28 protein-coding genes, 1 pseudogene and 1 riboswitch are annotated in these 23873 nt (G+C 65.5%); of the genes and pseudogenes, 17 read left to right on the forward strand and 12 right to left on the reverse strand.

What is annotated here, in order from left to right; all coding sequences use genetic code 11:
- Positions 1 to 467: 467 nt before the first annotated feature.
- The 3 genes and pseudogenes from ACU5AX_RS18995 to ACU5AX_RS19005 all read left to right on the forward strand — a co-directional run bounded on the left by ACU5AX_RS18995 (position 468) and on the right by ACU5AX_RS19005 (position 2162).
- Positions 468 to 1312, forward strand: a pseudogene (locus ACU5AX_RS18995) (GDP-mannose 4,6-dehydratase).
- Positions 1312 to 1638: an NAD-dependent epimerase/dehydratase family protein gene (locus tag ACU5AX_RS19000; RefSeq protein WP_446692124.1), complete on the forward strand. Its 327-nt coding sequence runs from the start codon at positions 1312 to 1314 to the stop codon at positions 1636 to 1638. Before ACU5AX_RS18995 ends, ACU5AX_RS19000 begins: the two are co-directional and overlap by 1 nt.
- A complete protein-coding gene (locus ACU5AX_RS19005; RefSeq protein WP_446692230.1) occupies positions 1638 to 2162 on the forward strand; it encodes a GDP-mannose 4,6-dehydratase in 525 nt (174 codons plus the stop codon). The genes ACU5AX_RS19000 and ACU5AX_RS19005 overlap by 1 nt, the downstream gene beginning before the upstream one ends.
- Before the next feature lie 48 nt (positions 2163 to 2210).
- Here ACU5AX_RS19005 and ACU5AX_RS19010 read toward each other — a convergent pair whose 3' ends face one another.
- The 6 genes from ACU5AX_RS19010 to traA form a co-directional block, all read right to left on the reverse strand.
- Positions 2211 to 2486, reverse strand: coding sequence for a ribbon-helix-helix domain-containing protein (locus tag ACU5AX_RS19010; RefSeq protein ID WP_446692125.1), 276 nt, complete (start codon positions 2484 to 2486; stop codon positions 2211 to 2213).
- A complete protein-coding gene (parA, locus tag ACU5AX_RS19015; protein ID WP_446692126.1) occupies positions 2483 to 3145 on the reverse strand; it encodes a ParA family partition ATPase in 663 nt (220 codons plus the stop codon). Before parA ends, ACU5AX_RS19010 begins: the two co-directional genes overlap by 4 nt.
- Positions 3146 to 3503: 358 nt before the next feature.
- Complete coding sequence (locus tag ACU5AX_RS19020; protein ID WP_446692127.1) at positions 3504 to 4358, reverse strand: helix-turn-helix domain-containing protein; 855 nt, start codon at positions 4356 to 4358, stop codon at positions 3504 to 3506.
- A gap of 558 nt (positions 4359 to 4916) precedes the next feature.
- The gene (locus ACU5AX_RS19025) at positions 4917 to 5825 is read right to left on the reverse strand and encodes a replication initiator protein A (RefSeq protein ID WP_446692128.1); all 909 of its coding nucleotides are present in this window, start codon (positions 5823 to 5825) and stop codon (positions 4917 to 4919) included.
- A gap of 808 nt (positions 5826 to 6633) precedes the next feature.
- Positions 6634 to 7329, reverse strand: a complete 696-nt coding sequence (locus ACU5AX_RS19030) for a DUF6118 family protein (RefSeq protein WP_446692129.1) — start codon at positions 7327 to 7329, stop codon at positions 6634 to 6636.
- An 8-nt stretch (positions 7330 to 7337) separates the two neighbouring features.
- Positions 7338 to 10229 carry a Ti-type conjugative transfer relaxase TraA gene (traA, locus tag ACU5AX_RS19035; RefSeq protein WP_446692130.1) on the reverse strand — a complete coding sequence of 964 codons (2892 nt, stop codon included), beginning with the start codon at positions 10227 to 10229 and terminating at the stop codon, positions 7338 to 7340.
- Between the two features lie 174 nt (positions 10230 to 10403).
- On the opposite strand from traA, the gene ACU5AX_RS19040 reads away from it, so the two are divergent.
- The 9 genes from ACU5AX_RS19040 (at position 10404) to ACU5AX_RS19080 (ending at position 16241) form a co-directional block, all read left to right on the forward strand.
- Positions 10404 to 10733: a conjugal transfer protein TraD gene (locus ACU5AX_RS19040; protein WP_446692131.1), complete on the forward strand. Its 330-nt coding sequence runs from the start codon at positions 10404 to 10406 to the stop codon at positions 10731 to 10733.
- A gap of 13 nt (positions 10734 to 10746) precedes the next feature.
- Complete coding sequence (locus ACU5AX_RS19045; RefSeq protein ID WP_446692132.1) at positions 10747 to 10974, forward strand: conjugal transfer protein TraD; 228 nt, start codon at positions 10747 to 10749, stop codon at positions 10972 to 10974.
- Complete coding sequence (locus ACU5AX_RS19050; protein ID WP_446692133.1) at positions 10971 to 11165, forward strand: hypothetical protein; 195 nt, start codon at positions 10971 to 10973, stop codon at positions 11163 to 11165. Before ACU5AX_RS19045 ends, ACU5AX_RS19050 begins: the two co-directional genes overlap by 4 nt.
- Entirely contained in the window at positions 11162 to 11473 is a 312-nt protein-coding gene (locus ACU5AX_RS19055) for a hypothetical protein (RefSeq protein ID WP_446692134.1), read from the forward strand. Before ACU5AX_RS19050 ends, ACU5AX_RS19055 begins: the two co-directional genes overlap by 4 nt.
- Before the next feature lie 53 nt (positions 11474 to 11526).
- A complete protein-coding gene (locus ACU5AX_RS19060) occupies positions 11527 to 12042 on the forward strand; it encodes a Ros/MucR family transcriptional regulator (protein ID WP_446692135.1) in 516 nt (171 codons plus the stop codon).
- Positions 12043 to 12079: 37 nt separating this feature from the next.
- A complete protein-coding gene (locus ACU5AX_RS19065) occupies positions 12080 to 12373 on the forward strand; it encodes a hypothetical protein (RefSeq protein WP_446692136.1) in 294 nt (97 codons plus the stop codon).
- A gap of 140 nt (positions 12374 to 12513) precedes the next feature.
- Entirely contained in the window at positions 12514 to 12771 is a 258-nt protein-coding gene (locus ACU5AX_RS19070; RefSeq protein WP_446692137.1) for a hypothetical protein, read from the forward strand.
- Positions 12768 to 14426 carry a type IV secretory system conjugative DNA transfer family protein gene (locus tag ACU5AX_RS19075; RefSeq protein ID WP_446692138.1) on the forward strand — a complete coding sequence of 553 codons (1659 nt, stop codon included), beginning with the start codon at positions 12768 to 12770 and terminating at the stop codon, positions 14424 to 14426. The genes ACU5AX_RS19070 and ACU5AX_RS19075 overlap by 4 nt, the downstream gene beginning before the upstream one ends.
- Positions 14427 to 14610: 184 nt before the next feature.
- Positions 14611 to 14701: riboswitch (glycine riboswitch) on the forward strand.
- Between the two features lie 127 nt (positions 14702 to 14828).
- Positions 14829 to 16241 carry an L-serine ammonia-lyase gene (locus ACU5AX_RS19080; protein WP_446692139.1) on the forward strand — a complete coding sequence of 471 codons (1413 nt, stop codon included), beginning with the start codon at positions 14829 to 14831 and terminating at the stop codon, positions 16239 to 16241.
- A gap of 90 nt (positions 16242 to 16331) precedes the next feature.
- Here ACU5AX_RS19080 and ACU5AX_RS19085 read toward each other — a convergent pair whose 3' ends face one another.
- Entirely contained in the window at positions 16332 to 17393 is a 1062-nt protein-coding gene (locus ACU5AX_RS19085; protein ID WP_446692140.1) for an SGNH/GDSL hydrolase family protein, read from the reverse strand.
- A 313-nt stretch (positions 17394 to 17706) separates the two neighbouring features.
- On the opposite strand from ACU5AX_RS19085, the gene ACU5AX_RS19090 reads away from it, so the two are divergent.
- A complete protein-coding gene (locus ACU5AX_RS19090; protein WP_446692141.1) occupies positions 17707 to 18024 on the forward strand; it encodes a WGR domain-containing protein in 318 nt (105 codons plus the stop codon).
- On the opposite strand, the gene ACU5AX_RS19095 is transcribed toward ACU5AX_RS19090, so the two are convergent.
- From ACU5AX_RS19095 to ACU5AX_RS19110, 4 genes are all read right to left on the reverse strand, one after another.
- Positions 18017 to 18745 carry an RES family NAD+ phosphorylase gene (locus ACU5AX_RS19095; protein WP_446692142.1) on the reverse strand — a complete coding sequence of 243 codons (729 nt, stop codon included), beginning with the start codon at positions 18743 to 18745 and terminating at the stop codon, positions 18017 to 18019. The genes ACU5AX_RS19090 and ACU5AX_RS19095 overlap by 8 nt on opposite strands.
- Entirely contained in the window at positions 18717 to 19100 is a 384-nt protein-coding gene (locus tag ACU5AX_RS19100) for an antitoxin Xre-like helix-turn-helix domain-containing protein (RefSeq protein WP_446692143.1), read from the reverse strand. Before ACU5AX_RS19100 ends, ACU5AX_RS19095 begins: the two co-directional genes overlap by 29 nt.
- A 132-nt stretch (positions 19101 to 19232) precedes the next feature.
- Positions 19233 to 19424 (reverse strand): hypothetical protein, encoded by a 192-nt coding sequence (locus ACU5AX_RS19105; protein ID WP_446692144.1) that lies wholly within the window; start codon positions 19422 to 19424, stop codon positions 19233 to 19235.
- A gap of 102 nt (positions 19425 to 19526) precedes the next feature.
- Positions 19527 to 19670 carry a hypothetical protein gene (locus tag ACU5AX_RS19110; RefSeq protein WP_446692145.1) on the reverse strand — a complete coding sequence of 48 codons (144 nt, stop codon included), beginning with the start codon at positions 19668 to 19670 and terminating at the stop codon, positions 19527 to 19529.
- A gap of 228 nt (positions 19671 to 19898) precedes the next feature.
- Here ACU5AX_RS19110 and ACU5AX_RS19115 point away from each other — a divergent pair, with 228 nt between their 5' ends.
- A complete protein-coding gene (locus ACU5AX_RS19115; protein WP_446692146.1) occupies positions 19899 to 20513 on the forward strand; it encodes a PEPxxWA-CTERM sorting domain-containing protein in 615 nt (204 codons plus the stop codon).
- A 257-nt stretch (positions 20514 to 20770) separates the two neighbouring features.
- Positions 20771 to 21361: a DVUA0089 family protein gene (locus ACU5AX_RS19120; RefSeq protein ID WP_446692147.1), complete on the forward strand. Its 591-nt coding sequence runs from the start codon at positions 20771 to 20773 to the stop codon at positions 21359 to 21361.
- A gap of 81 nt (positions 21362 to 21442) precedes the next feature.
- Here ACU5AX_RS19120 and ACU5AX_RS19125 read toward each other — a convergent pair whose 3' ends face one another.
- Positions 21443 to 21694, reverse strand: coding sequence for a helix-turn-helix domain-containing protein (locus tag ACU5AX_RS19125; protein ID WP_446692148.1), 252 nt, complete (start codon positions 21692 to 21694; stop codon positions 21443 to 21445).
- A gap of 325 nt (positions 21695 to 22019) precedes the next feature.
- Here ACU5AX_RS19125 and ACU5AX_RS19130 point away from each other — a divergent pair, with 325 nt between their 5' ends.
- Positions 22020 to 22277 (forward strand): hypothetical protein, encoded by a 258-nt coding sequence (locus tag ACU5AX_RS19130; RefSeq protein ID WP_446692149.1) that lies wholly within the window; start codon positions 22020 to 22022, stop codon positions 22275 to 22277.
- 249 nt (positions 22278 to 22526) lie between these two features.
- Positions 22527 to 23693, forward strand: a complete 1167-nt coding sequence (locus tag ACU5AX_RS19135) for a nucleotide sugar dehydrogenase (protein ID WP_446692150.1) — start codon at positions 22527 to 22529, stop codon at positions 23691 to 23693.
- The last annotated feature ends 180 nt before the right edge of the window (positions 23694 to 23873 follow it).

Below are 23873 nucleotides of genomic sequence, written 5' to 3' on the forward strand. Positions count from 1 at the left end.
AGCGGCCTCGAGCTGTTCTCGACCGTCGAAAGCCAGACCGGGCGGGGTAACCTTCGCGAGAGCATCACCACCGGCATCCGCCTGCGCTTCTGAGCGCAGGGCACCCTGCCTTTACCTTAGCGAGGGACGGCAGGGTGCCTAGACATGAAACACCTAATCCGCTGCACGAACTGTCGGATCCCGACAGCTCGATTGGATATTTTACGTCTCTCCCCGTAGACGCGTGACATCAGCATCGACATCGCATGCGACGCTGCCATGGAGCCTTCAAACAGAGATGACCAAATCAGCGATCGTGACCGGGATCAGCGGCCAGGACGGTGCCTATCTTGCCGAAATCTGCTTGATCGGGGCTATACCGTCTTCGGCACCTATCGGCAGACGAGCTCGGTTAATTTGTGGCGGATTGATGAATTGGCATTGCCGACCGTCCCAATCTGAAGCTCGTCGAATATGACCTGACTGATATGGACTCGGCGATCCGGCTGATCGAGACGTCACAGGCTACCGAAATCTACAATCTCGCCGCGCAAAGCTTCGTCGGCGTCGCGTTCGACCAGCCGATCACCACCGGGCAGATTACGGGCCTGGGTGCCGCCTATTTGTTGGAGGCGATCCGTACGGTTAATCGCGACATCCGCTTCTATCAGGCCTTGACCTCGGAAATGTTCGGTAAGGTCCAGGCGATCCCGCAGCGCGAGGACACGCCCTTCTACCCGCGCAGCCCCTATGCGTGGCCAAGCTGTATGCCCATTGGCTGACCGTCAATTACCGCGAAAGCTTCGGCATCTCCGGGACTAGCGGCATCCTGTTCAATCACGAGTCGCCGCTTCGCGGCCGCGAGTTTGTCACCCGTAAGATCACCGATACCGTCGCCAAGATCGCACACGGCAAGGCCGGTCTGCTGGAACTTGGCAACCTCGATGCCAAGCGCGACTGGGGCTATGCGAAGGATTATGTCGAGGGCATGCGGCTGATGCTATAACACGATGTCCCTGACACCTTCGCGCTCGCGACCAACCGGACCGAAACCGTGCGCCGCTTCGTCGAACTGGCCTTCGCCCAGATTGGGATCACCATCGATTAGTCCGGCGTCGAGGAGCAGGAAATCGGGCGCGACAGTAAGGACGGCCGTCTGCTTGTCCGCGTCAACCCGGACTTCTATCGCCCGGCCGAAGTCGACCTGTTGATCGGCGACCCCGCCAAAGCCGCTCAGGATCTGGGCTGGCAGCCGACCGTCCAGCTGGAGGAACTCGCCGCGTTGATGGTCGAGGCGGACATGCGCCGCAACGCAGCCGGCTGGTCGTTCTGATGCGCGTCGCGCTGACCGGTGCAAGGGGGTTTACCGGTCGTTTCGTGGCAGAGGCATTGGCTGCGGCAAATATCGAGTGTGTGCCCGTGACGGTCGACCTGCGCGATGCGGCCGCGATCGATCGGGTGGTAGGCGATACCGCGTTCGATCGGCTGATTCACCTTGCCGCGGTCGCGTTCGTGCATAGCGACGATTGGCCGTCCTCCTACGCCGTCAACCAGCTCGGGACGTTCCACCTCCTCAATGCGGTCGCGCGCCGCAATCCGGGCGCACGCTGCATTCTGGCGAGCAGTGCGCAGGTTTATGGCCGCACGCCGCGGGTCTGATTGGCGAGGATACTGTCCCCTGCCCCGGCAATCACTATGCCGTCAGCAAGCGTGCCATGGAATTGGGCGCTGCGCTTTGGTCGGACCGGCTGGAGATCGTCGCGACCCGGCCGTTCAACTATACGGTGGTCGGCCAGGACACCCAATATCTCATTCCCAAGATCGTCGACCATGTCCGGCGCAAGGCAGAGGTCATCGAACTGGGCAATACCTGGGTCAAACGCGATTTCGGCGATGTCCGCTCGGTCGCGGCGGCCTATGTCGGCCTGGTACTGGCGGACACCTCCCCTCCGGTGGTCAATATCGCGACGGGCGTGGTCTCATCGATCGACGATATTCTCACCATGCTGCGCGATCTCAGCGGCCATGAGCTGATGGTACGGGTCAATCCGGTGTTCGTCCGCACCAACGACGTTCCGGAATTGGGCGGCGATACGGGATTGTTGCAGCGGGCCCTGCCCGACTGGCAACCGCACGACCTACATGCGACGCTGCAATGGATGTACGGGCGGGCACAGCTCTGAACAGTGCCCGGACGGGCGGCCGTGCCGTTACCGACACGGGCCCCCGCGTTAATCCCCGATCGGGCTTTCCCCGTGTTTCCTCAGCACATCGTTGAACGCCTCCGCCATCAGCGCCTGCAGGCTGCGACCCTGGCGGCGGGCGAGCATGTGCATCGCGAAGGACATTTCGGGGCTGAAGAAGCCGGCGATCTGCTTGCGGCCCTGGCGGCTCGCCGGGCCGGTCGACGGGGGCGCCCCCTCCCCTGCATCGGTAGCCTTGACCAGCGCCGGTATCGGGGCGGGCGCGACGGTGCGCAGATTGGCGAAACTCGGCTTGCGGCTCATGCGGCGGTCCTCTTGCGGGTCGCCTTTCTTGGCACGGCCAGTCCGACCTGTCGACATGTCCACTCGTAGATAGCGCGGATATCGTCGGCTGCGCGGCCGTCGGGTTCATATTCCATCACCGTGCGCCCCTCACCGCTGGCGTGGCGATAGGCGGCACGGTCGGGGATCTGCACCGGACAAGGCGGCGTGCCGAAGCCATCGACCAGCTCGCCCGCCTCCTGATAGACGCGCGGCGCATTGGGATTGCCAGCGGTGAACACGACGAACGCCGGCTTCTTGAGCAATTGCACCAGCTTCGCCGTGGTCTGGATCGCCGACAGGTCAAAGGCACTCGGCCGGCACGGGATCAGCACCAGATCGGCGACCTCGACCGCGGCCCGCGCCGCGCTGTCGGCATGGGGCGGCGTGTCGATGACGATCACCTCGGCACCCTGGGCCTGCGCCGCCTCGACCTTGGCGGCGAGCCGCGGGGGCGGGCTGTCAATCACCTCGGGCGGCGCGTCAGCACGCCAGGCGGCCCATTGGCTGGCGGTCGCCTGCGGATCGGTATCGATGACCAGGGCGACGCGCCCGGCATCCTGCGCGGCCGCGGCGAGATGGATGGCGAGCGTGGTCTTTCCCGCGCCCCCCTTCTGGCTAATGATGGCTATCGTCGGCATGTCGGTAACGATACATGTCGACACCCCGACGTGGCAAGAGCTCGACAGCCAGGACCGTCGACATCGGTACTGCGGTCACGGCGAGAGATGACTGACGCCGATCGAAGCGGCGGGCCCATCCGGCACAATCGCGGTGATTGCCCCGCTGCCCGGGTCCCGTCGGTTGCGATAGCGCACCACCCTCCCCACCCGACGGGCAAGCCATGCGCTCCGGTGCCGTTTTCTGACGGAAAAGAGGATGACCCGCCGGTTCCGCTTGATCCCGCCAGGGAGCATGGTGCCGGCGAAGCCGGTGCCGTCCGGGAGGGTTGGTTTGCGATATCGGTGATGGCATCGGTGATGGTCCGGCATATCGCCGTTAGGCGAGGCGTCTTGGCCGGCTAGGCCAAGGCTGTTTGTCCTGAACAATAGATTCTGAGAGCGGTTGAGGATCATCGTGAGACTCGCACCTAGCGCCGTCGAGGGCCGCGCCGAGCCGCGCCAGCATCGCCCCCAGCGCACCGCCCACCGACACCTGGGCGAGTTCGCGACAGCTCAGACCGGCCCGCATCGCCGCCTGCTCCTCGTCGCGATCGGCCTCGCGCTGGATCTGGTCGTCGGGTAGCGGTGCCGGTCGCCAGCTGCGCGGCAGCAAGGCGAGCAGGCGTGCAGGCAGCATGGCGCGATAGACGTTGGAGGTCTGCGCATAGCGTGCCGCCCCCTCCCCCGGGACGCGCTTGAAGCGGCGCTGCGTCGCCAGCAGCCCCGCCGCTTCGAGCGCGCGCAGCCCGCGTGCGACGGTGGCGCGGCCGAGCCCGGTCGCCTCGGCGAGATGGTCGTAGCTCGGGAAGACGCGGCCGCGGTTGAGCCGCGCGAGCGTCAGCAATTCCTCGAACACGCGTACTGCGCCGGCGGTCAAAGCGGCGATCGCCGTTTCCGCCGCATCGAGCGTCCGCGTCCCGGCGCGCGCCTCGCGGCGCAGGCGGCGGCCGATATCGAGCGCGCGGCGCGCGGCGCGCAGCAGCCGGTCGGTCTCGCCCTGCGCGGGAATTGCGAAGAACTGCTCCTCGAACGTCCCCGCCTCGATACTGTCGCGCCGCACGGGCGCACCGGTGCGGTGCAGCCCGCCCGACCGCGCCGGTCGCCACGGCGTCAGCCCGCCGCGTCCCGCGCGGTTCCGTCCATGCGCCCGCATCGCCAGCGCACTCGCCTGGCCCAAGCTGAAAACCGTCATCGTCCGTCCCCTCAAGGAGCCGGGAATCGGGACAAAAAAAGGGTGTGGCGCGAAACGCGCATCCTTGAACCGTCACGGTTTTCGGGGTAAGGAGAATGCGTTCGATGCATGGACGACGTTTGGCGACGTCGCTCCCAACCCTGGGATGCCCGGCCTTCGTGCCGGGCTTTCCTTTATCCGGTCATGGTGATTCCCTTTGGCAACGACCGCGGCGACATGCCGTCGGCCACGCTCCCCGTTCGACCATCGCCGGCGCCACGCGCATAGCGACGCCCCTTGCGGATCGCGCATCGCCACCATCGCGAGGAAGCGGGCCAGAACCAAGCGTCCTGATTCGTGGTTTCGCCCGGAAAACTGCGGAAAATACTCGTGCTATCACCCGGAAAACCGCGGCTGCGGACGCGTCAATCAAGCCTGATCGGCGCGCCGCGTGCCCCAATCAGTTGATCTGCGGCAAGAACCGACACGGAAATCGCGGCTCTCGACGTTATCGTGGTTTCGTGGGGAAAACCGGCCAAGTGGCCCCGGCGCTGGCGGGACCGGCCTGCTAACAAAGGTTTAGGCGGTCGCCGGGGTGTCGGAGGGGGGCGTCCCCTCCCCTTTCCCGGCCTCGACCATCAGCGGGCGCAGGTGGAAACTCACCATCGTGCGCAGCCGCGGCCGCCCGCCCCCGGGCGAGGGCAGCTTCTCCTCGCGCAGCGTCACCTCATATTCGGGCAGCGACTGCTGGTCGGCGACGTCGCGCAGCTGCTTCTTGAAATACTCCAGGCCGCGCCGATCAGTCGCGCAACCGACGCGCGCCGCCAGCGCCTCCATGTCGACGTCGAAGCCGACCTCGTCGACGCAGTTGAACTTGGCGAGTTCGTACAGGCGCCGCTCGATCGGCCCGAGCTTGAAGAAATCGAGGTGATAGGCGGCGATCCGCCGGTCGGTCAGGATCGCGCGATACAGCCAGTCGCAGACCATCACCTCGACCCGCTTCACCCGGCGCTCGCCATTGGGCAGCTTGGTATATTTAATGTCGGCCTTGAGCAGCCAGGAAAAGGCGCTGTCCGACCCCTCGCCGCCCGTCTCGATGTTGGTGATGATCTGCGTGCCCTGCAGCCGGTTGAGCGACGCCTTCAGCGACGTGTAGGAGCGCGCCGAGACGTTGGTGCTGGTCACCCGGAACAGGTCGTTGGCGGTGAAGCTCATCACCCGGTCGACCGTCTCCCCCCGCTCGATCCGCCCGGCCATCAGGCTGGCGATATAGAGCAGGATCTCCTTGTCGTAGATGGTGGCGACGCCGGTCTTGCTGGGGTTGATCTCGATCCGCGCGTCGCCGCTCTCGAAGATCATCGGCGTCATCTGCGCGCGCTTGGTCAGCGCGAAGAAGGGGAATTCCGCGACTGTCCGCTCACCCTGGACATCGCCGTAGAGCGGGCTGTCCAGCGGAAACAGATCGCCTTGATTGAGTGCCTTGTTCATGCCCGATTTCCTTCGGGCGGGAACCATGGATGCGATCCCCGCCGCTTGTCCATCGGCTGCGATGCACCAGGCGGGGTTTTCCGTGTGATAGCACGAATATTTGTCGCCCGACCCGCTTCCCAAGGGGGGAGATCGCGCCGTCACCACTGCGCATTCGTGCTTTCACTCGGAAAACCTGTGGCTGGGTTGCGAGCATGACGTTGAGTGACAGGTCATCTAAGCCGCAGGCCGACCATACCAGCGCTAAGGCCTGCAGGCGGTGCGCTAATTGGGAGGCGACGATCTGCTGAGGGCTTCAATCCAGCCTTATCCCACCTCATGGGCCTGACCCCAATCAGTTCCGTCAGGCGAGAGCGGCATCATCGGCGAAGTCATCACGGCTACGGGCGACTAACGGAAAGATGAATTCATCTGTCGGGCCGCCCAAAGTTGCCTAACTTCGCAGCTGATCGATCAGCATCGATAGCGTGAAAAGAAGCAATACGGCCGATGCGAGCCCGGCGACACAGACCCCTGCCGCAAGCACCGCGTATCTTATCGCCGCCATCGTCGATGCTCCTCGGCAGGAAGCCGGCGACGCGCCGCTGGCGCGTCGTCGCTTCGGAACCGGGTGCTAGAAAACCTGAGGTCAGTCAGGCGCGAACGCCTTTGGCCGAGTGGCTTGGACATACGCGTCCGCCACCCGGTCGTATCGAACCGGCTCTGACCTCATGGAGTTTTCTAGGCTCCCGCCCCGTCTCCGGGGCGGGCTCTGCTTACCAACGCGGGCCACCGAGCGACAAGCCGGATCGATCACACCGCGACCGGATCATTCCGGCTGAATTCCTACCTCGATCGTGCAGCGCATCGTCTTCTTCATCTTGGCCGCCTGTTTCCGGCACGCCTCCAGCGTCTCGCGGTTGGCGGTTGCCAGCCGATTACCCGCCCGCATGCCGGCAAACGCCAGGGGATCGCCGGCTTTCATCAGCCGCTGCCCGCCCTCCCACATCGGCATCCTGAGCGTGCGCGCCGCCATTCGTTCGGGCAGCAGCCAGCTCGTCGGCAGGGAGCGCGCGATCGGACCGGCGAGGGCCGCCCACAGCACCGCGCCCGCTACAATCCCGCTAAGCCCGACCCGCCACAACCGGCGCCGCTGCTCATCCGCCATGACATGGGATTCCAGTCGGCGGCCGAGCTTCGTTGCGACCTCCTCTATCGTCTGCCGTGCGGCGGAGATGACGCGGCGATCCTCGGTCCGCCCCGCCGAACCGGCCGCGGCGATCTGCCGGTTCATCTCCTCGGGCGTCAGCGACAGCGCCGGGCTCTTCACCAGTGCATCGACGGCTCTCGCAGTCGCGGTGATGCTGTTGGCGATTACGCCCAGCGTCTCAGAATAGTCAGGTGTGTGGCTGTCATCGGCGCGCTCGGCCGCCAACCGCTCGACAGCCCGGCGGAGCAACGCCAGTTCACCGCGCACGCCCTCGAACGCTCGTGCCGCTTCATCCTCGCCGTCGCCGTCCGCCATGGTCTCCCCTATCGATCCATCCCGCGATCCCGCTGCCGCTCGATCGTGTGCTGCATCTCGATCTGGCATTCCATTATCTTCTCGGGCGTCTCCTGGCCGCGATCCAGCCCGAGTTCGGGAGCGCGCCGGTTCAGCTCGGCCCGCAACGCCGGGTCATGGCGCACGTCGTCGATCATGCCGGCCCGGACAGCACGGTCGTTGCTGCCCCCGCCCTCGGCCTCAAGCGCCCGCCAGCGCTCCAAGAACCGCTCGGCGCGGAGCGACGGGTCAGCACGCACTCCCGCCTCCTCGGCCATGCCGCGAACCGCGCCGCGCACGTCGCCGTTCGCGGCATCGCGCGCGAGCTGCGGATTGCGCTCGATCGCCGCGGTAAGGTCACGCGCGCCATGCGGGCGCACCCGGTCCAGCGCCTCCCCGGCGCGGGCCAGCGCCGTCCGCTGGTGTGGCAGCACCGGCAGCCCCTTCTTCTCCATGCCGGTGATGTCAACCGTAGCACGCGCATAGCGCCGGATCGCAACGTCCTGGTCGGGACGGCTCGTGCTTTCACGCGGAAACGCCGGCTCGGCCTCCGGCGCTTTCGGCCGGAACCCCGCGAACATGCCCCGCACCTTCGTCTCGTCCGTCCGCACGATCTCGCACACGCGCTCGGGTAGCCTGATCTCCCTTCTGTCCGCGAAAGTACGAGCCTCGGCGTCCGGCCCGGCCGGCTCGGCCGCGTAGTCGGCCGCCATGTCCTTCGCACGGTCGCGCGACAATGTGCGGGCGAGCTTGCCCTCGTCGGCGAAGTCGTCCCGGCCGTAGTGGAGCCGTACCCCGTCGCGGTGCCGTGACAGCGCGACATAGGCCGCATGCCGGTCCATGCCCGGCGTAGCCAGCACCTCCACCCGATCGACCGTCACGCCTTGGCTCTTGTGGATGGTGGCGGCGTAGCCGTGATCGACCGCGGCATAGTCCGTCACGTCGAAGGCGACCCGGCGTCCGCCGTCGAGCCGCACGCCCATCCGATTGGCCGACACCTGCTCGACCATGCCCAACGTGCCGTTCTTCACCCCCATCGAGCGCTCGTTGCGCAGGAACATGATCCGATCGCCCGATGCGAACTGCCGCTCGCCCCGCTCCGCCTGCACGGCCACGTCCGCACCCAGATCCCCGTTTGCCCGCAGCCGCTCGCGCGCTTCCTCGTTGAGCGAGCGCACCTCGGCGTTGGTATGGGTGAGGATGATCCGTGTCTTGTCGGGCTCGGCCAGGCGCTGGCGATCCCAACCCGCCACCAGCTCCCCACGTGCCTGCTCGCGCGTGTCGGCCGGCTGCACCATGTCATGATCGCGATAGGCGCGGATCGCCTCGTCCGTGCGCCCCGTCGCCAGCCAGCGCGTCGCGTCGCGCTGCCAATCCGTGCGCTGCCGGCGTATCTCGGTAATCTCGGCCGCACCGTGCCGCTCGGAAAGCGCACGAAAGGCCGCTCCCGCCTCGATCGCCTGCAACTGCTCGGGATCGCCGACCAGCACCACCTTGGCGCCGGCCTGGTCAACGGCCGACAGCAGCCGCTCCATCTGCCGCGTGCCGATCATTCCCGCCTCGTCGACGACCAGCACGTCCTTCGGCCCGAGCTGCTCACGGTCCTTGCCCCATGCATGTTCGAGGCTAGCGATCGTCCGCGACCGGATGCCGGAGCCCCCCTCCAGGTTCTCCGCCGCGATCCCCGACAGCGCCGCACCGCGCACATTGTAGCCCGCGCTTTCCCACGCCTCTCGCGCTACCCCCAGCATCGCCGACTTGCCGGTGCCGGCATAGCCGATGACGGAGGCGAGGCCGTCACGCTCCGTGATCCGCCCCAGCGCGTCCCGCTGCTCCTCCGACAGGCTCAGCCCCCGCCCCTCCGCGCCCTCCAGCGCACGAACGACATGCGATGCACCGACGAAGTGGTGACGCCCCTCCGCCAGCCGGTCGCCGGCCTGCTCCAGCCGCGCCTCGGTCGCGATCATCTCGCGACTCGTGAACCGCTCGTTTCCACGCCCGTCACGGCCCAGCGCCACCAGCTCGTGTGACGCCTTCGTCGCCGCCATCACCCGGTCATATTGGTCCTTGCCGTCCGAATGGCGGAACGCGAACACCGCCAAGTCGCGGGTGGTGAAGGTCGCCTGCGTCCGCGTGATCGCGTCCAGCGCGACGCGAGGATCGGCGATGATCTTCTCGCCGTTCTCGCGCGCAATGCGTGCGTGATCCTCGATCCGCTCGGCCTCCAGCCCCTGTCCCGGCCTCCGCGATGCCGCCGGCCCGATCTTGTGCTGCGGCTCCAGCGCGATGCCCTGGTCGGCATAGGAGCGATGATCGATCCGCGCATCGATCCCCAACTCCGTCAGCCGCTCGTTGACGTGGGCGCCCCATGCCTCGCGCCAGTGCTGCAACAGGTCGGTGCCGTTCCAGTCGCGCTGCTTCCTGCCGAAGCCGTCCGGACCGACGTCGCGCATCGCGAGCATGACATGCGCGTGCGGCTTCGGACTGCCGTCCTCCGCGCGGTCCCAATGCACATTGAGGTCCGCAACCATACCGCGGTCCACAAACTCGCGTTGTACGAAGTCGCGGGCAAGCCGGATGCCCTCCTCACGGTTCATCTCGCGGGGGATCGAGAACTCGATTTCACGAGCAAGCTGCGCATCCTTGCGCTTCTCGCATGCCTCCACTTCGTTCCACAGCGTCGTGCGATCCGTCAGACGCGCTGGAGCACCTTCCGACAACAGCACCTCGGAGTGGATCACGTCGGCCTTGTTCGAGAAGTCGTGATGCCGCCCCAGCCGTTCGTCGAACAGCTCGCTGGCGGAGCGATAGGCGGCAGATGCAACGGCGCTGGAGCCGTTGGCGCGGCTGATGACCTTGGCGCTGAAATGGTAGATGGCCATCGCGCCTCTGTTTCTACCCTTCTGAGCGAACGTCGGCAACGACGTATAAGCGCGCACTCACAATCTGCTTCGCATCTTCTGATTGACCTACTGGTTCTCCTGTACAGTTACAACTTTACCCATGTGGCCGGGGTGCTAGGATGCTGCTGACCGATACGCGGAAGGGTAGAGGTGATGCGGAAAGTTCGCGATTACGACGCCGAACTGAAGGCGCTGGGTGACAAGACCCGGGCGCTGAAGGCGAAGCGAGTCGAGCAGCTCGGCCAGCTCGTCACCTCTACCGGAGCCGACGCGCTCGATGCCGAAACTCTCGCAGGCGTGCTGCTCGACGCGATCGGATCGAGCGATACGAACGCGAAGGAGGCATGGCGAGCGAAGGGCGCGGCCTTCTTTCAACGGCGCGGGCGCAAGAGTGGCGGCTCTGCTGCAATTGACGGATCGGGCACTGCGACTGAACCGCGCGGCGACGCTGCGGACGGAAGCGGGTCAGCGGCGAACGGATAACAGGGCCTGGGTCGTGCAACGTCGGACACGCACCCGTCGCCTGATCGAGCTGGGCGGCCTCGTCCAGAAAGCCGGCCTGGTCGACCTCGCCGACGATGATCGCGCGACGATCTACGGCGCACTGCTGGAACTGGTCGGCAAGGCGCGGAGCGACGAAGCCGACGACAGGATCGCGCTCTGGAAACGGCGCGGCAAACGGGCCTTCGAGGCAGAAGCAGAAACCGGGAAGGCGAACGCGTGACCCTGACCGCCTACCGTGTCGCCCGACGCACCGAACCGGAGTTCTCCGGATCATGGGGGTTGTGGGCCGACGAACGTCAGCGCTGGCTGGATGTCATCTACCCGACCGAACGCGAAGCTACCGACATGCTCGAGCATCTAGTCGCCGGCGACCGACGCCGCGGACCGCCGCAACCCGGGAGACGCTGGTGAGCAGCAAGCCTTATGCCGCATGGATGAAGACCGGCTTCGTCCTCTGGATACTGGGTGCAGAAGCCGGCACGGTGATGATACTGCGCGCCGCACGCATCTCAGCCGGAGGATCGGCGGGCGCTGCGGAAGCCGAACTGATGGTGACCGAGAAGATCCGCGCTGCCATCGAGTTACAGACGCGGCTGATGACCGGGGCGCTCGGAGTCACCCCGCTCGGAGCCACGCAAGGGACACTGAAGCACTACCGGCGCAAGGTCGCGGCGAATAACAGACGATTGAGCCGGCCTCCGGGCGATCGACGCACCTGAGAAACACAAGTAGACCCGATGATACGATCCATCACGCTCCCTCAGGAAACAATATGAGCGACGAAATCGACACGGTGACCCTTGCGACCGAACTGACCATCGCATGGCTCGGCAATCCCAATACCCGCAGCGGTGCCGATGACGTGCCTGCGTTCCTCAATTCGATGCATGCCGCTGTCTCGCGTCTTGCCGGAACCGGCGATGCCCCTGTGTCGGAAGAAGCGCCCCAAGAATATACACCCGCCGTTTCAGTCCGTAAGTCGCTCGCATCGAAGGACCACATCGTCTCGATGATCGACGGCAAGCCCTACAGGACGCTTCGTCGCCACCTGTCAGGCCATGGACTGACACCGGACGACTATCGCGCGCGCTACAATCTCAAGGCCGATTATCCGATGGTCGCGGAAGGCTATTCGGAAGCACGCCGCGCCATGGCGAAGAAGATCGGCCTCGGCCGCAAACCCGGCGAAAAAGTTGCAAAAGCGGTCGAAGGGGCCGTGAAGACCGTGCGCAAGCGCGGCAAGGCCGCGCTGGCCTCCGCCCGTGAAGCGCTCACACCGGAGAGCTGATCCGGACCGCATACGATCGATACGAGGGGGCGACGGCATGGCGATCGATGTCGAGGCTGTCCGGATAGAGGTCTGCGCACTGGATTACGTGCGCGGCACCCCGGCCGAAGCGGCGATGTGGCGCGAAGACAACGCGGACGCCCGCGCCAATCTCGCGATCGAGGGAGTGGCGCTCAGCGCCGATGACGATGCCCTGTTCGATATGCTGCGTGACGAGGCGGTGCCCCCTCCCCTCGCCACGGCGATCGTCCTCAAGCTGTTCGGCCATCCCGACGCCGATCCGGACATGGCGATCACGTCCCTATCCACCGAACCGGATCACGCCCGGTGACCTCGCCGGCCGGACATGCGCGTATCGTCGCATTCTGGCCCGCCTGGACGCGAAACCTCGACGCCATGGCCCGGAGCCTCGCCCGGGCGCGATCGCGCTGTAGGCGGTGCCATATCCTGCTACACGTCGACTCGGTTGTAATGCGCACGACGCTGGGAGGGTCCGCCAGCCTCCTCGACCGGACTGACCCTTGCGCGCTCGTCGGCTGCGGCGGCACGGTCTATTATCTCACCGTGCCGGCGACCGGCGCCGCCTGCCATATGTTGACCACCGATTCGGCGCTGCTCGACGGCGTCATCGACCCAGTGGGCCTGCCGTTCCGGTCGCGGTGGCACAGCATGGTGTCGATAGACCCGTTGCCCGCCCCGATCGGCATGGACGAAAGGATCCCGGAATGATCGAGTGGTTCCGCCAGCTCGGGCAGGCATCCCGCAACCTCGGCCGGATCGCCCGGCAAAACCACGTCTGGGCGGTCCAGTCGCTGATCTTCGCCCCCTTCCGTTTCGCCAAGCACCTGTTCGGCGTCCTAATGCTGACGATCGCCGTCGCGTTCGTTCTCATCCTCGGCTCGGACGGGCTGATCTGGTATTTCGGCCTCTACCGCTATCCGATGCTCCACGGGGTCATATCGGCGCTGGTCCTACTCGCGATCCTGCTCGTGCCGTTGCGTGCGCTCTTCCAGCCGCTCATCCTGCATTACGGAGGTCAGGGTGCGAGTGACACGCATGGCTCGGCCCGCTTCGCCACCAATACGGAGACGCGCGATCTGACCGGCAGCGCTGGCCTGCTGATCGGCCGCGATCGAAAGACAGGCAAGCTGCTGCGCTATCCCGGCCCCGCCCACCTGCTGACGATCGCCCCCACCCGCAGCGGCAAGGGCGTCGGCACCATCATCCCCAACCTGCTCGAATACCCCTTCGCCTGCGTCTGCATCGATCCCAAGGGCGAGAACGCCCGCATCGCCGCACGTCAGCGCGGGCGCTTCGGGCCGGTCCACGTCCTCGATCCGTTCGGGATCACCGGGCTGGCGCCGAGTGCCTACAATCCCTTGGACCGCATCGACCCGGCCGGCCTTGATATCGCCGACGACTGCATGACACTCGCCGACGCGCTGGTCCACGACGCCCACAACCAGCAAAGCGAAGCGCACTGGAACGAGGAAGCCAAGGCGCTTATCGCCGGCCTGCTGATGCACATCGTCGCGAGCGAGCCCGCGGCGACCCGCACGCCGGCGACGCTGCGCGATCACCTGACGCTGGCGCCGGCCGCGTTCTCGTCGCTCCTCGCGCGGATGCAGGCCGCCGGCGGCCTGGTCGCACGCGCCGCCAATCGCCAGCTCGGCAAATCCGATCGCGAAGCCGCCGGCGTGCTGTCGTCGGCACAGCGCCATACCCACTTCCTCGACAGCCCCCGCATGACCGCGACGCTCGGGGCATCGGACTTCCGCTTCGCCGATCTGAAGGAACGCCCCGCCAGCATCTTCCTCGTGCTGCCGCCCGACCGACTCGATACCTATGCCCGCTGGCTGCGCCTGATGGTGGCGCAAGCGCTGACCGAGCTGGCGCGAGCACCGGGCCGCCCACCCTGGCCGGTGCTGTTCCTGCTCGACGAGTTTGCCGCGCTGGGTCACCTCGAACCCGTCGAGCGCGCGATGGGATTGATGGCAGGCTACGGCGTTCAGCTCTGGCCGATCGTGCAGGACATCCACCAGCTCCACGCGCTCTACGGCAAGCGCGGCGGCACTTTCCTGTCCAACGCGGGTGTCCTTCAGGTGTTCGGGGTCAACGACCGGGAGAGCGCGCAGCTCGTCTCCGATCTGCTCGGCCAGGAGACAGTGGTGTTCGAGACGATGAGCCGGGCACATGATGCGGAAGGCAACGGGATCACGTTCGGGCAGCAGCATGTCGGCCGTCCGCTGCTAACCCCCGACGAGGTCCGCACGCTCCCGCCCGATCGCCAACTCCTGTTCCTCGCCGGGCAGCGCCCGATGATCGCGACCAAGTTGCGCTACTATGTCGATCGGGAGTTCGCCGGACGCTTCGACACCGCGTGAGAGGAATGCCGCAGCTTCAAATGAGAGTTCGGGCATTCATCCCGCCCACCTTCCAGCGCCTGCCAGTGAGCCTTTTGAACTTGCCTTTGCTCTACTCAGATCATCAGAATGTTTTCATGTCGACATGTCTGCACTGCGACGTAGTGGGCTGTCTTGACCTGACCACCACCAAGGCAGATACCGCCCACGTCGACATGGGAGAGACCGGGCTAGCCCCGGCGCCGAAGGAGCAACCGCCCCGGAAACTCTCAGGCACCAGGAACCGGTCGACGCACGGACATCTGGAGAGTGGCGACGTGGGGCCCCTGCCCTGCCCGCCCGCCGACGGGATAGCGATCTCAGGCGCAAGGGACAGATGGGGCATCAACTCGCCCGCCGGCACGTCCGGCAAAGGACGCCCGTATGACCACCACGCCTGCCCCCGTCGCCATGCCGCTCGACCGCGGTCTGCACCGGCCGATCAGCGTCGCCGAGCTGTTCACGATCGGCATCGGCCCGTCGAGCTCGCACACCGTCGGACCGATGCGCGCCGCGCTCGACTTCGCACAGCGTGTCGCGGGACCGGACGGGCCGCAACGCGTCACCTGCGACCTGTACGGCAGTCTGGCGCTGACCGGGCGCGGCCATGCCACCGATACCGCGACGATCCTCGGCCTTGCCGGCTGGGCGCCGGAGACGCTCGATCCCGATGCGGCGCCGGCGATCCTCGCCGATATCGCCGCGCACGGCCGGCTGTCGCTCGCGGGCACGCAGCCGATCGCCTTTGCGACCGACGACGTCCGCTTCCACCCGCGCGCCTTCCTGCCCGAACATCCCAACGGCATGACCTTCACCGCCAGCTGGGCGGATGGACCGACGCAGGCGGAAACCTATTTCTCGATCGGGGGCGGCGCGATCCTGCGCCAGGGCGCGCCGGTGATCGCCGGCAACGTCCAGGTCCCGCATCCCTTTTCCTCGGGCGCCGAGCTGCTGCTGATCGGCACGGCGACCGGGCTCAGCATCGCCGACATCGTCCGCGCCAACGAGGCGGCCTGGCGTGATCCGGCGGAGACCGATGCCTTTCTCGACGCCGTGCGCGCGGCGATGCACGCCTGTATCGACCGCGGCATCGCGCAGGAGGGGGTGCTGCCCGGCGGGCTCAAGGTGCGCCGGCGCGCGCATGCCATCGCCCAGGGGCTGACCGGCTGCGTGCCGGGCAACAATCCCGCTGAGGTGTTCGAATGGGTCAGCCTGTGGGCGCTGGCGGTCAACGAGGAAAATGCCGCCGGCGGCCGCGTCGTTACCGCGCCGACCAACGGCGCGGCGGGGGTGCTGCCGGCGGTGCTGCGCTTCTACGAGACGCTGGTGGCGCGCGACCTCGACCCGGCCGAGCGCGGGGAGGGGGCGCGCACCTTCCTGCTCACCGCCGCGGCGATCGGCATGCTGTACAAGAAGCGCGCGTCGATCTCGGCGGCCGAGATGGGCTGCCAGGGCGAGGTCGGCGTCGCCTGCTCGATGGCGGCGGGCGCGCTGGCGGCGGTGCTCGGCGGCAGCAACGCGCAGATCGAGAACGCCGCGGAGATCGGCATGGAGCATAACCTCGGCCTGACCTGCGATCCGATCGCCGGACTGGTCCAAATCCCGTGCATCGAGCGCAATACGATGGGCGCGGTCAAGGCGATCAATGCCGCCTATCTGGCGCTCCGCGGCGACGGCAGCCATGTCGTCAGCCTCGATGCGGTGATTGAGACGATGCGTCAGACCGGCGAGGACATGCGCTCCCAGTATAAGGAAACCAGCCTCGGCGGTCTCGCCGTCAACGTGGTGGAATGTTGACGTTACGACGCGTCTTCATGTCGACATGAATGCAACCGGACAGGGCCACAGCACTGAGCGCTGTATGCCGCCCGCTAACGCCGACTGGATCTAAGCCACAGCGCCAGCGGTAATCCGCTTGATCTTCTCGTCGAACCTGGCGTCCGAAGCGCGCTTGGCGCGGCGCAGGGCAATACCGACGGCGCCCATGCCGACGATCATCATCGCCCAGGTGGCGAGTTCCGGAACGCCGCTGATTTGCGCGGTGATCGCATTGCCGATCAGCTGATGCGCAGTGGCGGTGGGGTGGATGGAATCGAAATACAGATAGCCCGCACAGGTCGGATTGGCGAGCTGGCCCGTCGTCTGGTTGAGGCAAGGACTGGTGGTGTTGGTGAAGCCGTTGCCGGCGGCATCGGCGAGCAGATCGTGCTCGAAGCCAAGCAGATCGAAGAACTGAATGTTGAGCTGCGTCGAGGCCGCCGCAGCCTGTGTCTCTGTGCGGAAACTCTCGTTGAGCGTCTGCGAGAGCGAGGTGCCCAAGGCATTGAGCCCCGCATTGCCCAACTGGGTGATACGCGGGATCTGGCCCACATCCGCCTCACCGGTGACGATGACGTTACGGGCGCCGGCCGCGATCAGCGCCTTAAGGCCGTTCTGCAGCGCCAGATTGGTCGCGCTGAAATCCGGGACATAGGTCGGGTTGGCAACCTTCTTCAGCAACTCCTGCTGGATATCGTTGCCGCCGAAGGTGACCAGCACATAATCGTCGGCACCGATCGTCTTGCCCGATGCGGCGAACAGCGCGAGCTGGTCCTGGAAACTGGGGCTATGACCCGGCGTGCCATGGCCATCGTCGCGGGTCTGCGCACCGCCATAGCTGAAATTCGAGCCGCCGTAGAAATAGGTGTAGGGGGCAAAGGGATAGCCATAGGCCTTGGACGGCCCTTGCCCCAGGTTCATCGACACGACGTCGGCGAAATTATAGCCGTTGGAGAAGCGGTTCTGGAAATAGCCGGATGATGCCGGCGTAGCCGTCGCTTGCCCCTGCGCGCGCAATGCCGCATCGGCATTGCCGGTATCGACCAGGCTGTCGCCGAACACGAAGAGGGTCGCTGCCGCCGCAGGCGTCACCATGACGCTCATCGCACCGGCGAGAACCAAACCCAGCATCCGCATCCTACGTCTCCCTGTTCTGTTCTGACAACATCGTTAACACGATATTCATCCAAACGTCGAGCATCGGTTTTGTTCATCGCAAGATCGGAACCCTGCAACATGTCGTGACGTCGACACGCCGACACGTCTGGATGTAACCAGTCGCGACATGCGATCGATCCGACCAACATCATGCCGACGTACCGTCATGTCGACACGACGACATGACGACGGGTCGTTGCGTATGATTCAGCCAGTGAGTCACCAAGCTGCGATTGATTCAGGAAATCCGTCGGACAACGAACGCGCATCGATCTAGCGTCCATCCATGGACGACCTTCCGTTCACCCCGATCGAACTCGTCGCGATCGACGAAATCCGCAACATTCGCCGGCGCTGGCGCATTGCCGCGTACCGTGATCTGCTCGGTGCGGTGATCATCGAAACGAATTGGGGCAGGATCGGCAGTTGCGGTCGACAGCTCGTCCGCAGCTTCGCCGACACCGAAGCGGCAAGCCGCTATGTCCGCGGCCTCCTGACACGCCGGCGGAGCGCGCCCCGGCGCTTCGGCGTCGCCTATGCAACGCCGACACGCCAATATGTCGACAGGCATGGCTGTCGACACATAGAGGCGTCGATCAGCTGATCCCGAACTCCGTTGCGCTGAAGCGCAGCGCCTGCGTGCTCATCTCGCGCGTCGCGATCAGCCCATTGCCCACCGCCAGGAACGCCCAGCTCGAATGTGGGGCAGGGGGCGGGATCAGCGCAGCCGGATCGAGCACCGCGACCGTGATCCCGCCGACATGGCGGGCGGAGGGCGCGCGCAGCGCCGCGATGCCGGCACGTCGCGCCGTAGCGGCCAACGCCTGGGTCGGCGCATAATCGGTCGGGTGGGTCCAGCGGTCGGGCGGCGCGTCGAACGGCGGTTGCGTCAGGTCGAGCGCGCGCGCGATCGTGACACGCATCGCAAAGGCCGACATCGGCGTCGGCGTGCACGGCCGCTGAAATCCCGGCGACCGCGCGAATGCGACGAGCCGCCAATAGGCGGTTTCCGCGACCGCCGTATCGACCGCCTCCGCCGCGTAGAGGATGCCGGGCAGCACGTCCGCCGCGCGGAATCGCGACGGCCGGCCCAATCCGTAGCGGAACGGCGCGGCGAGCAGCCAGGGCAGGGTACGCGCCGCCTCCGGCAAGGCCGGCTTGACCGCATCGGCGAGTGCTTCGAGCAAGGCCTGGTCGCCGGCATCATCGGCAAGGCGATTGGTGGCGATGCGGTGCTGCGCCTCGACCATCCGGATGACGCGGCCGTGATAGGCGCGGGCTTGGCGTTCGAGCGCGTCAGACCCGGGCGCGGAGCGTGTCGACATAATCTCCGGTGGTCAGCAAGCCGCGGACGGTCGCGATCAGCTCGATCGGGGCGGCGCCGAGGTCGAGATTGGGCGTCTGTAACCAGGAGCGCGCGGCGGCATCGTCCTGGCCAAGCCAGCTGTCGAGCGACCGGAACAGACGCAGCAGATGCTGGGCGAGTTCGAACGGCTTGCTGTCCGCTTCCAGCCGATAGCTGCCGCTGCGCAGCCGCGACACGGTCGGCGCGGACAGGCCGAGGATCGTGCCGAGCCGCTGATTGGACAATTGCCAGAAGCCGGCGATCCGCGCGATCGCCTCGCTCAGCACGCGGGGTGCGTCCTGATCCTGTACGGCGGGGCTGAGGGCTGGGGGCATGCCGGTCTCCTATGGAACGATATAGCAGCTAATCGTTCTTAGGAAAAGAATGTCGCTATGGTCTTTTCGATCATATCTTTTGATCGACCATTATGACTGTCGATGTGTCGACATGCCGACGCAATGCGGTGTCTACTGCCAGGACGGGATCAGCAGCCCCAGCAATGTGGCTCCGCCGATCGGCGCCGCGACCAGCATCGCGATGTTGAACCAGACGATCGCATAGACGATGCGGCGCTGCCGCCGGGTGAGCGGTGGCCGGGGCGGCGGATGGCGCTGCTGCCAGGGCGGGGGTGGCGGCTGGTCGCGGAAGTCGACGAACATGACGGGCGTCCCTCAAGGCTGCCGCTGCGAACGCGATGGGCCGCCACGGGTTCAACCGCCGCAACCAATGCGCCCCGGACCGGATGGCGAGGGCGCGAGCGTTCAGCGTTTGCGCGTATCGTCGCCCGGGCGTCGGTAATATTCCGCCCAGGCGCGTCGTCGCCGTCGCTTTTCAGCGCCGGCTTTCCGGATCGCCACCCCGAGCAAGACGATAAGCACCACGAGCACGATGATGAGTGGGTCCATCGGACGCGGTATAGCTCCTGGAGGTGAACCTGATGTTAGCATCACCCGATCGTGCGTGCCGTGCGTCCGATCCGCATAGGCTGCATGACGTGGTCCGGCAAACGACGCTTAATGCACCGAAATGGCACATCTCAAAATGGTTCCGTAAGGGCGTTAGGTTTTTGGTGGACCTTAGATTATTGAGTTTTCAGCCCGCCCCTGTGTGCGTGGCACAGGAGGAGATATCTCATGAAGACGATGCTTCTTGCACTGACCGCGCTGACCACGGTGGCGGTTGCCGCGCCGGCCTCGGCCGCAACTACCATCTACACGTCTGCGACTGCATTCAACGCGGCTACCATCAACGCCGTGGCGCGAACCATTCCGGCAAGTGCCAATCCTGGCTCATCTTACACGCTGGGCGGCGTGACGTTCTCTACGACGGGCTCACTGCTGCTCTTTAATGACGGCGCCTACGGTTCGGGCATCGCCTATCTCGCAGATGACCGACAGAATATGGGCGGACCGAATTACAACATCGCGGCGACCACGAACGCATTGGCTCTGACGCTCGGATCCTACTTCGGTGGCAACACCTTCAGCTACGTCGTAAATGGCGTTACCCAGTCCATCACGCTGGGCAACAATCGGGCGACCTCATTCCTGGGCTTCACCAGCGATACGCCGATCAACGTTTCGTTTTCCGTGCCCACCAACGCTGAGCTCGACGTGACCGGCTTCACGACCGCGACGGCTGCAGTTCCTGAGCCGGCCACCTGGGCGCTGATGATCCTCGGCATGGGCGCGGTCGGCTTCGCGATGCGTCGCCGCAGCAAGGTGAGCACCACGCTTCGCTTCGCCTGATCGCTCGTCCGGTCCAGAAAAGCCGTCGTCACCGCAAGTGACGGCGGCTTTTCTATGCGGAACCGCGACAGGCGGCGATGCCGCCTGCAGTTACGCCCCACCGAATTGGGGTTGTCAGCCGCTCGTCGCTTTTCCGAACCGGCTCTGATCGGCGCCATCTAACGATGTCTCATTCCGGTACGATCGTTAACCGATTATTAGACTCTTCTCTTCTCCCCGGCTCCATTAACAAGACGTTCATCAAAAGGGGAAAGTCGATGAAGAAGATGATGAAGGCGGCACTAGCTGCCGCGGCGTTGCTCGCCGCACCGAATGCTTTCGCTGCGACGACGGTCAGCGGCAGCCTGAATTCCTCGGGCGTGAAGGATTACTTCTTCTCGTTCACCGGCGGATCGTATTCGATCGCGGTCGATAGCACGTTCTTCAACGGTATCGGCGACCCCGAAGTGTTCCTGTTCAAGGACAACGGCTCCCCGGGCACCGGTCTCACGGGCGCGCTGGTCGATCACAATGACGATCGCGGCTTCTTCAATTACAACTCGCTGCTGGACGGCACGTTGAGCGCCGGCAATTACGTCCTTGCGATCGGTCAGTACGACTTCACGCAGGCGGAAGCACGGTCCGGCTCGGCCAATTTCACCCGCGGCGCCACCAACTTCCAGGTGACCTTCAGCAACGGCATCACGCTCAATGCCGGCCCGACCGGTGCCGTGCCCGAGCCCGCCACCTGGGCGATGATGATCCTCGGCATGGGCGCCGTCGGCTATGCGATGCGCCGCGCCAAGCGCAGCTCGGACGCCAAGTTCGACGCGAAGATCCAGCGGATCACCGCCGGCGCGCTCACCTGAGCTTTGTGAATAGAGCGAAGCCGTCGTCCGGATGCCGGGCGGCGGCTTTGTCGTGTCTGGTCGCCCCGACAGGGCGTCCGGTCAGGCCGCGACGACGGACCAGCGCAGGCCCTCGCCCCTGATCCGCTCGATCGGGCAGGAATAGGGGGTGGCGGCGAAGATCCTGCGAATCTCGTAGAGCGCGACATCGATCAGCCGCGACGGCACCGCCGTCATCGATCCCAGCCGCTCCGCCAGGACGTCGAAGGCGAGCGTCCGCCCGCGCGCCTGCATCACGCTGCCCAGCACTTCGCGCACCTGCGGACGGCAGGCGATGCGTTGCCCGTTGATCATGAAGGCGGGAACCGTCGGATCATAGGCGAAGGGCCCATCCTCGATGCGATGTTCGGGTCGTATATTCAGGCCACAACCAGGGCATATGCAATCCATACGGCGCCCCAAGACGATCTGACCGCGTTGCGAAAGAGGACCTTCTCGCACGGAAAGCCGATCCGCCCTGCTGCTGCGGCAAAGTGCAGGCGTCTGCCCTGAGCCACACAACCTTTGCATCAACCCACTGACACACCATGCTTTCGCCCACTCTGAGCCGCTAGCAGAATACACAAGATATGGTTAACAGGGCCGACTCGGCGCGTTTGGCCGATGTGCCGGAGGTTCGATGCTGAGTGAAATGGCCGGAGGCCTGGTGGGATGGCGGCGCAACCAGGTGCCGGGCGGGACGGTCCTGACGCTGCAGGTCGCAACCTCCACCCAGGCATTCCACGACGACGATTATACGAGAGTGTATCTGGCGCTCAACGATCGCCAGCTGCGCTCGCTGGCGCGCGATCTCTATCGCGCGACGGAAGCCAAGGGTATTCCGCTGTTCGCACCCCGTCGTTGGTGGCGATTTTGGTCACGACATCTCACCGACTGATCTGACGGCGATTCGCTAATCCGCTGGGGCTGGGGCAATGCAGTGCGAAGCTGGGCTCCGCCGCAGCGCGTGTCCCCAGTGAGGACGAGGAACGGCCTGCGGCGGTGCAAGGCGGTTCCATTCCGGCCGACTTCCCCCTAGGCGCCATCATGCCTGAGGAAGGGCAGACATTACGGCGCGAGAACGATCCCATGCGCGGACGTATAGGGACGCTGCCGGAATGACCCTGTCGCGACGCGGAGTTGACAAATGAAGATTGCGGTGTTCGGCCTGGGCTATGTCGGCCTGTCCAATGCGGTGCTGCTCGCGCAGCACAATGAGGTCGCGGCGGTCGACATCACGCCCGCCCGCGTCGACATGCTCAACGCGCGCCGCTCGCCAATCGTCGATGCCGAGCTGGAGGAGTTCCTCGCCAGCCGGCCGCTCACCCTTCATGCCACGCTCGACCCGGCGGAGGCGCTGGCTGGCGCCGATTACGTCATCGTCGCCACACCGACCAATTACGACGTCGACAGCAACAAGTTCGACACCTCGTCGGTCGAGGCGGTGATCCGCACCGCGACCGCCGCCAACCCGCAGGCGACGATCGTCATCAAATCGACCATCCCGGTCGGCTTCGTCGAGGACGTCCGCCAGCGGCTCGGCACCGATCAGGTCATCTTCAGCCCCGAATTCCTGCGCGAGGGGCAGGCGCTGCGCGACAATCTCTATCCGTCGCGGATCATCGTCGGCGAACAGTCCGAACGGGCGCGGATCTTCGCCAATTTGCTGCTCGAGGGCGCGGTGAAGAAGGACGTCGAGATCCTGTTCACCGATCCCAGCGAGGCCGAGGCGATCAAGCTGTTCGCCAACACCTATCTCGCGATGCGCGTCGCCTTCTTCAACGAGCTCGACAGCTATGCGATCAGCCACGGCATGGACTCGCGCCAGATCATCAGCGGCGTCGGCCTCGATCCGCGCATCGGCTCGCACTACAACAATCCGAGCTTCGGCTATGGCGGCTATTGCCTGCCCAAGGACACCAAGCAGCTGCTCGCCAATTATTCGACGGTGCCGCAGAATTTGATCCGCGCGATCGTCGACGCCAACCGCACCCGCAAGGATTTCCTCGCCGACCAGATCCTGGCGCGCCGCCCACGCAAGGTCGGCGTGTTCCGGCTGGTGATGAAGGCGGGCTCCGACAATTTCCGCCAATCGTCGATCCAGGGGATCATGAAACGGATCAAGGCCAAGGGCATCGAGATCGTGATCTACGAACCGGCGATGACCGAGGAGACGTTCTTCGGCTCGCGCCTGATCCGCGACCTCGCCGCGTTCAAGGCGGAGGCCGACGTCATCATCGCCAACCGCATGACCGACGATCTCGCCGATGTGACCGACAAGGTGTTCACCCGCGACCTGTTCGGCTCGGATTGAGGCAATTGATCTCTCACGGTCGTATTCGATTTGCGTCCACACGGCAGGATCACGTAACAATACGCGGGATCACAAAAGATTTTTTAGCTTCGCGTCATAAACGGCCGCCGACTTTTAGACAACTTCTTCATCACGGCTGGCTGGTACTTCTGAAGATAATGGATGGGGGATGTGTATGCA

Source organism: Sphingomonas benefaciens (genome assembly GCF_052907485.1).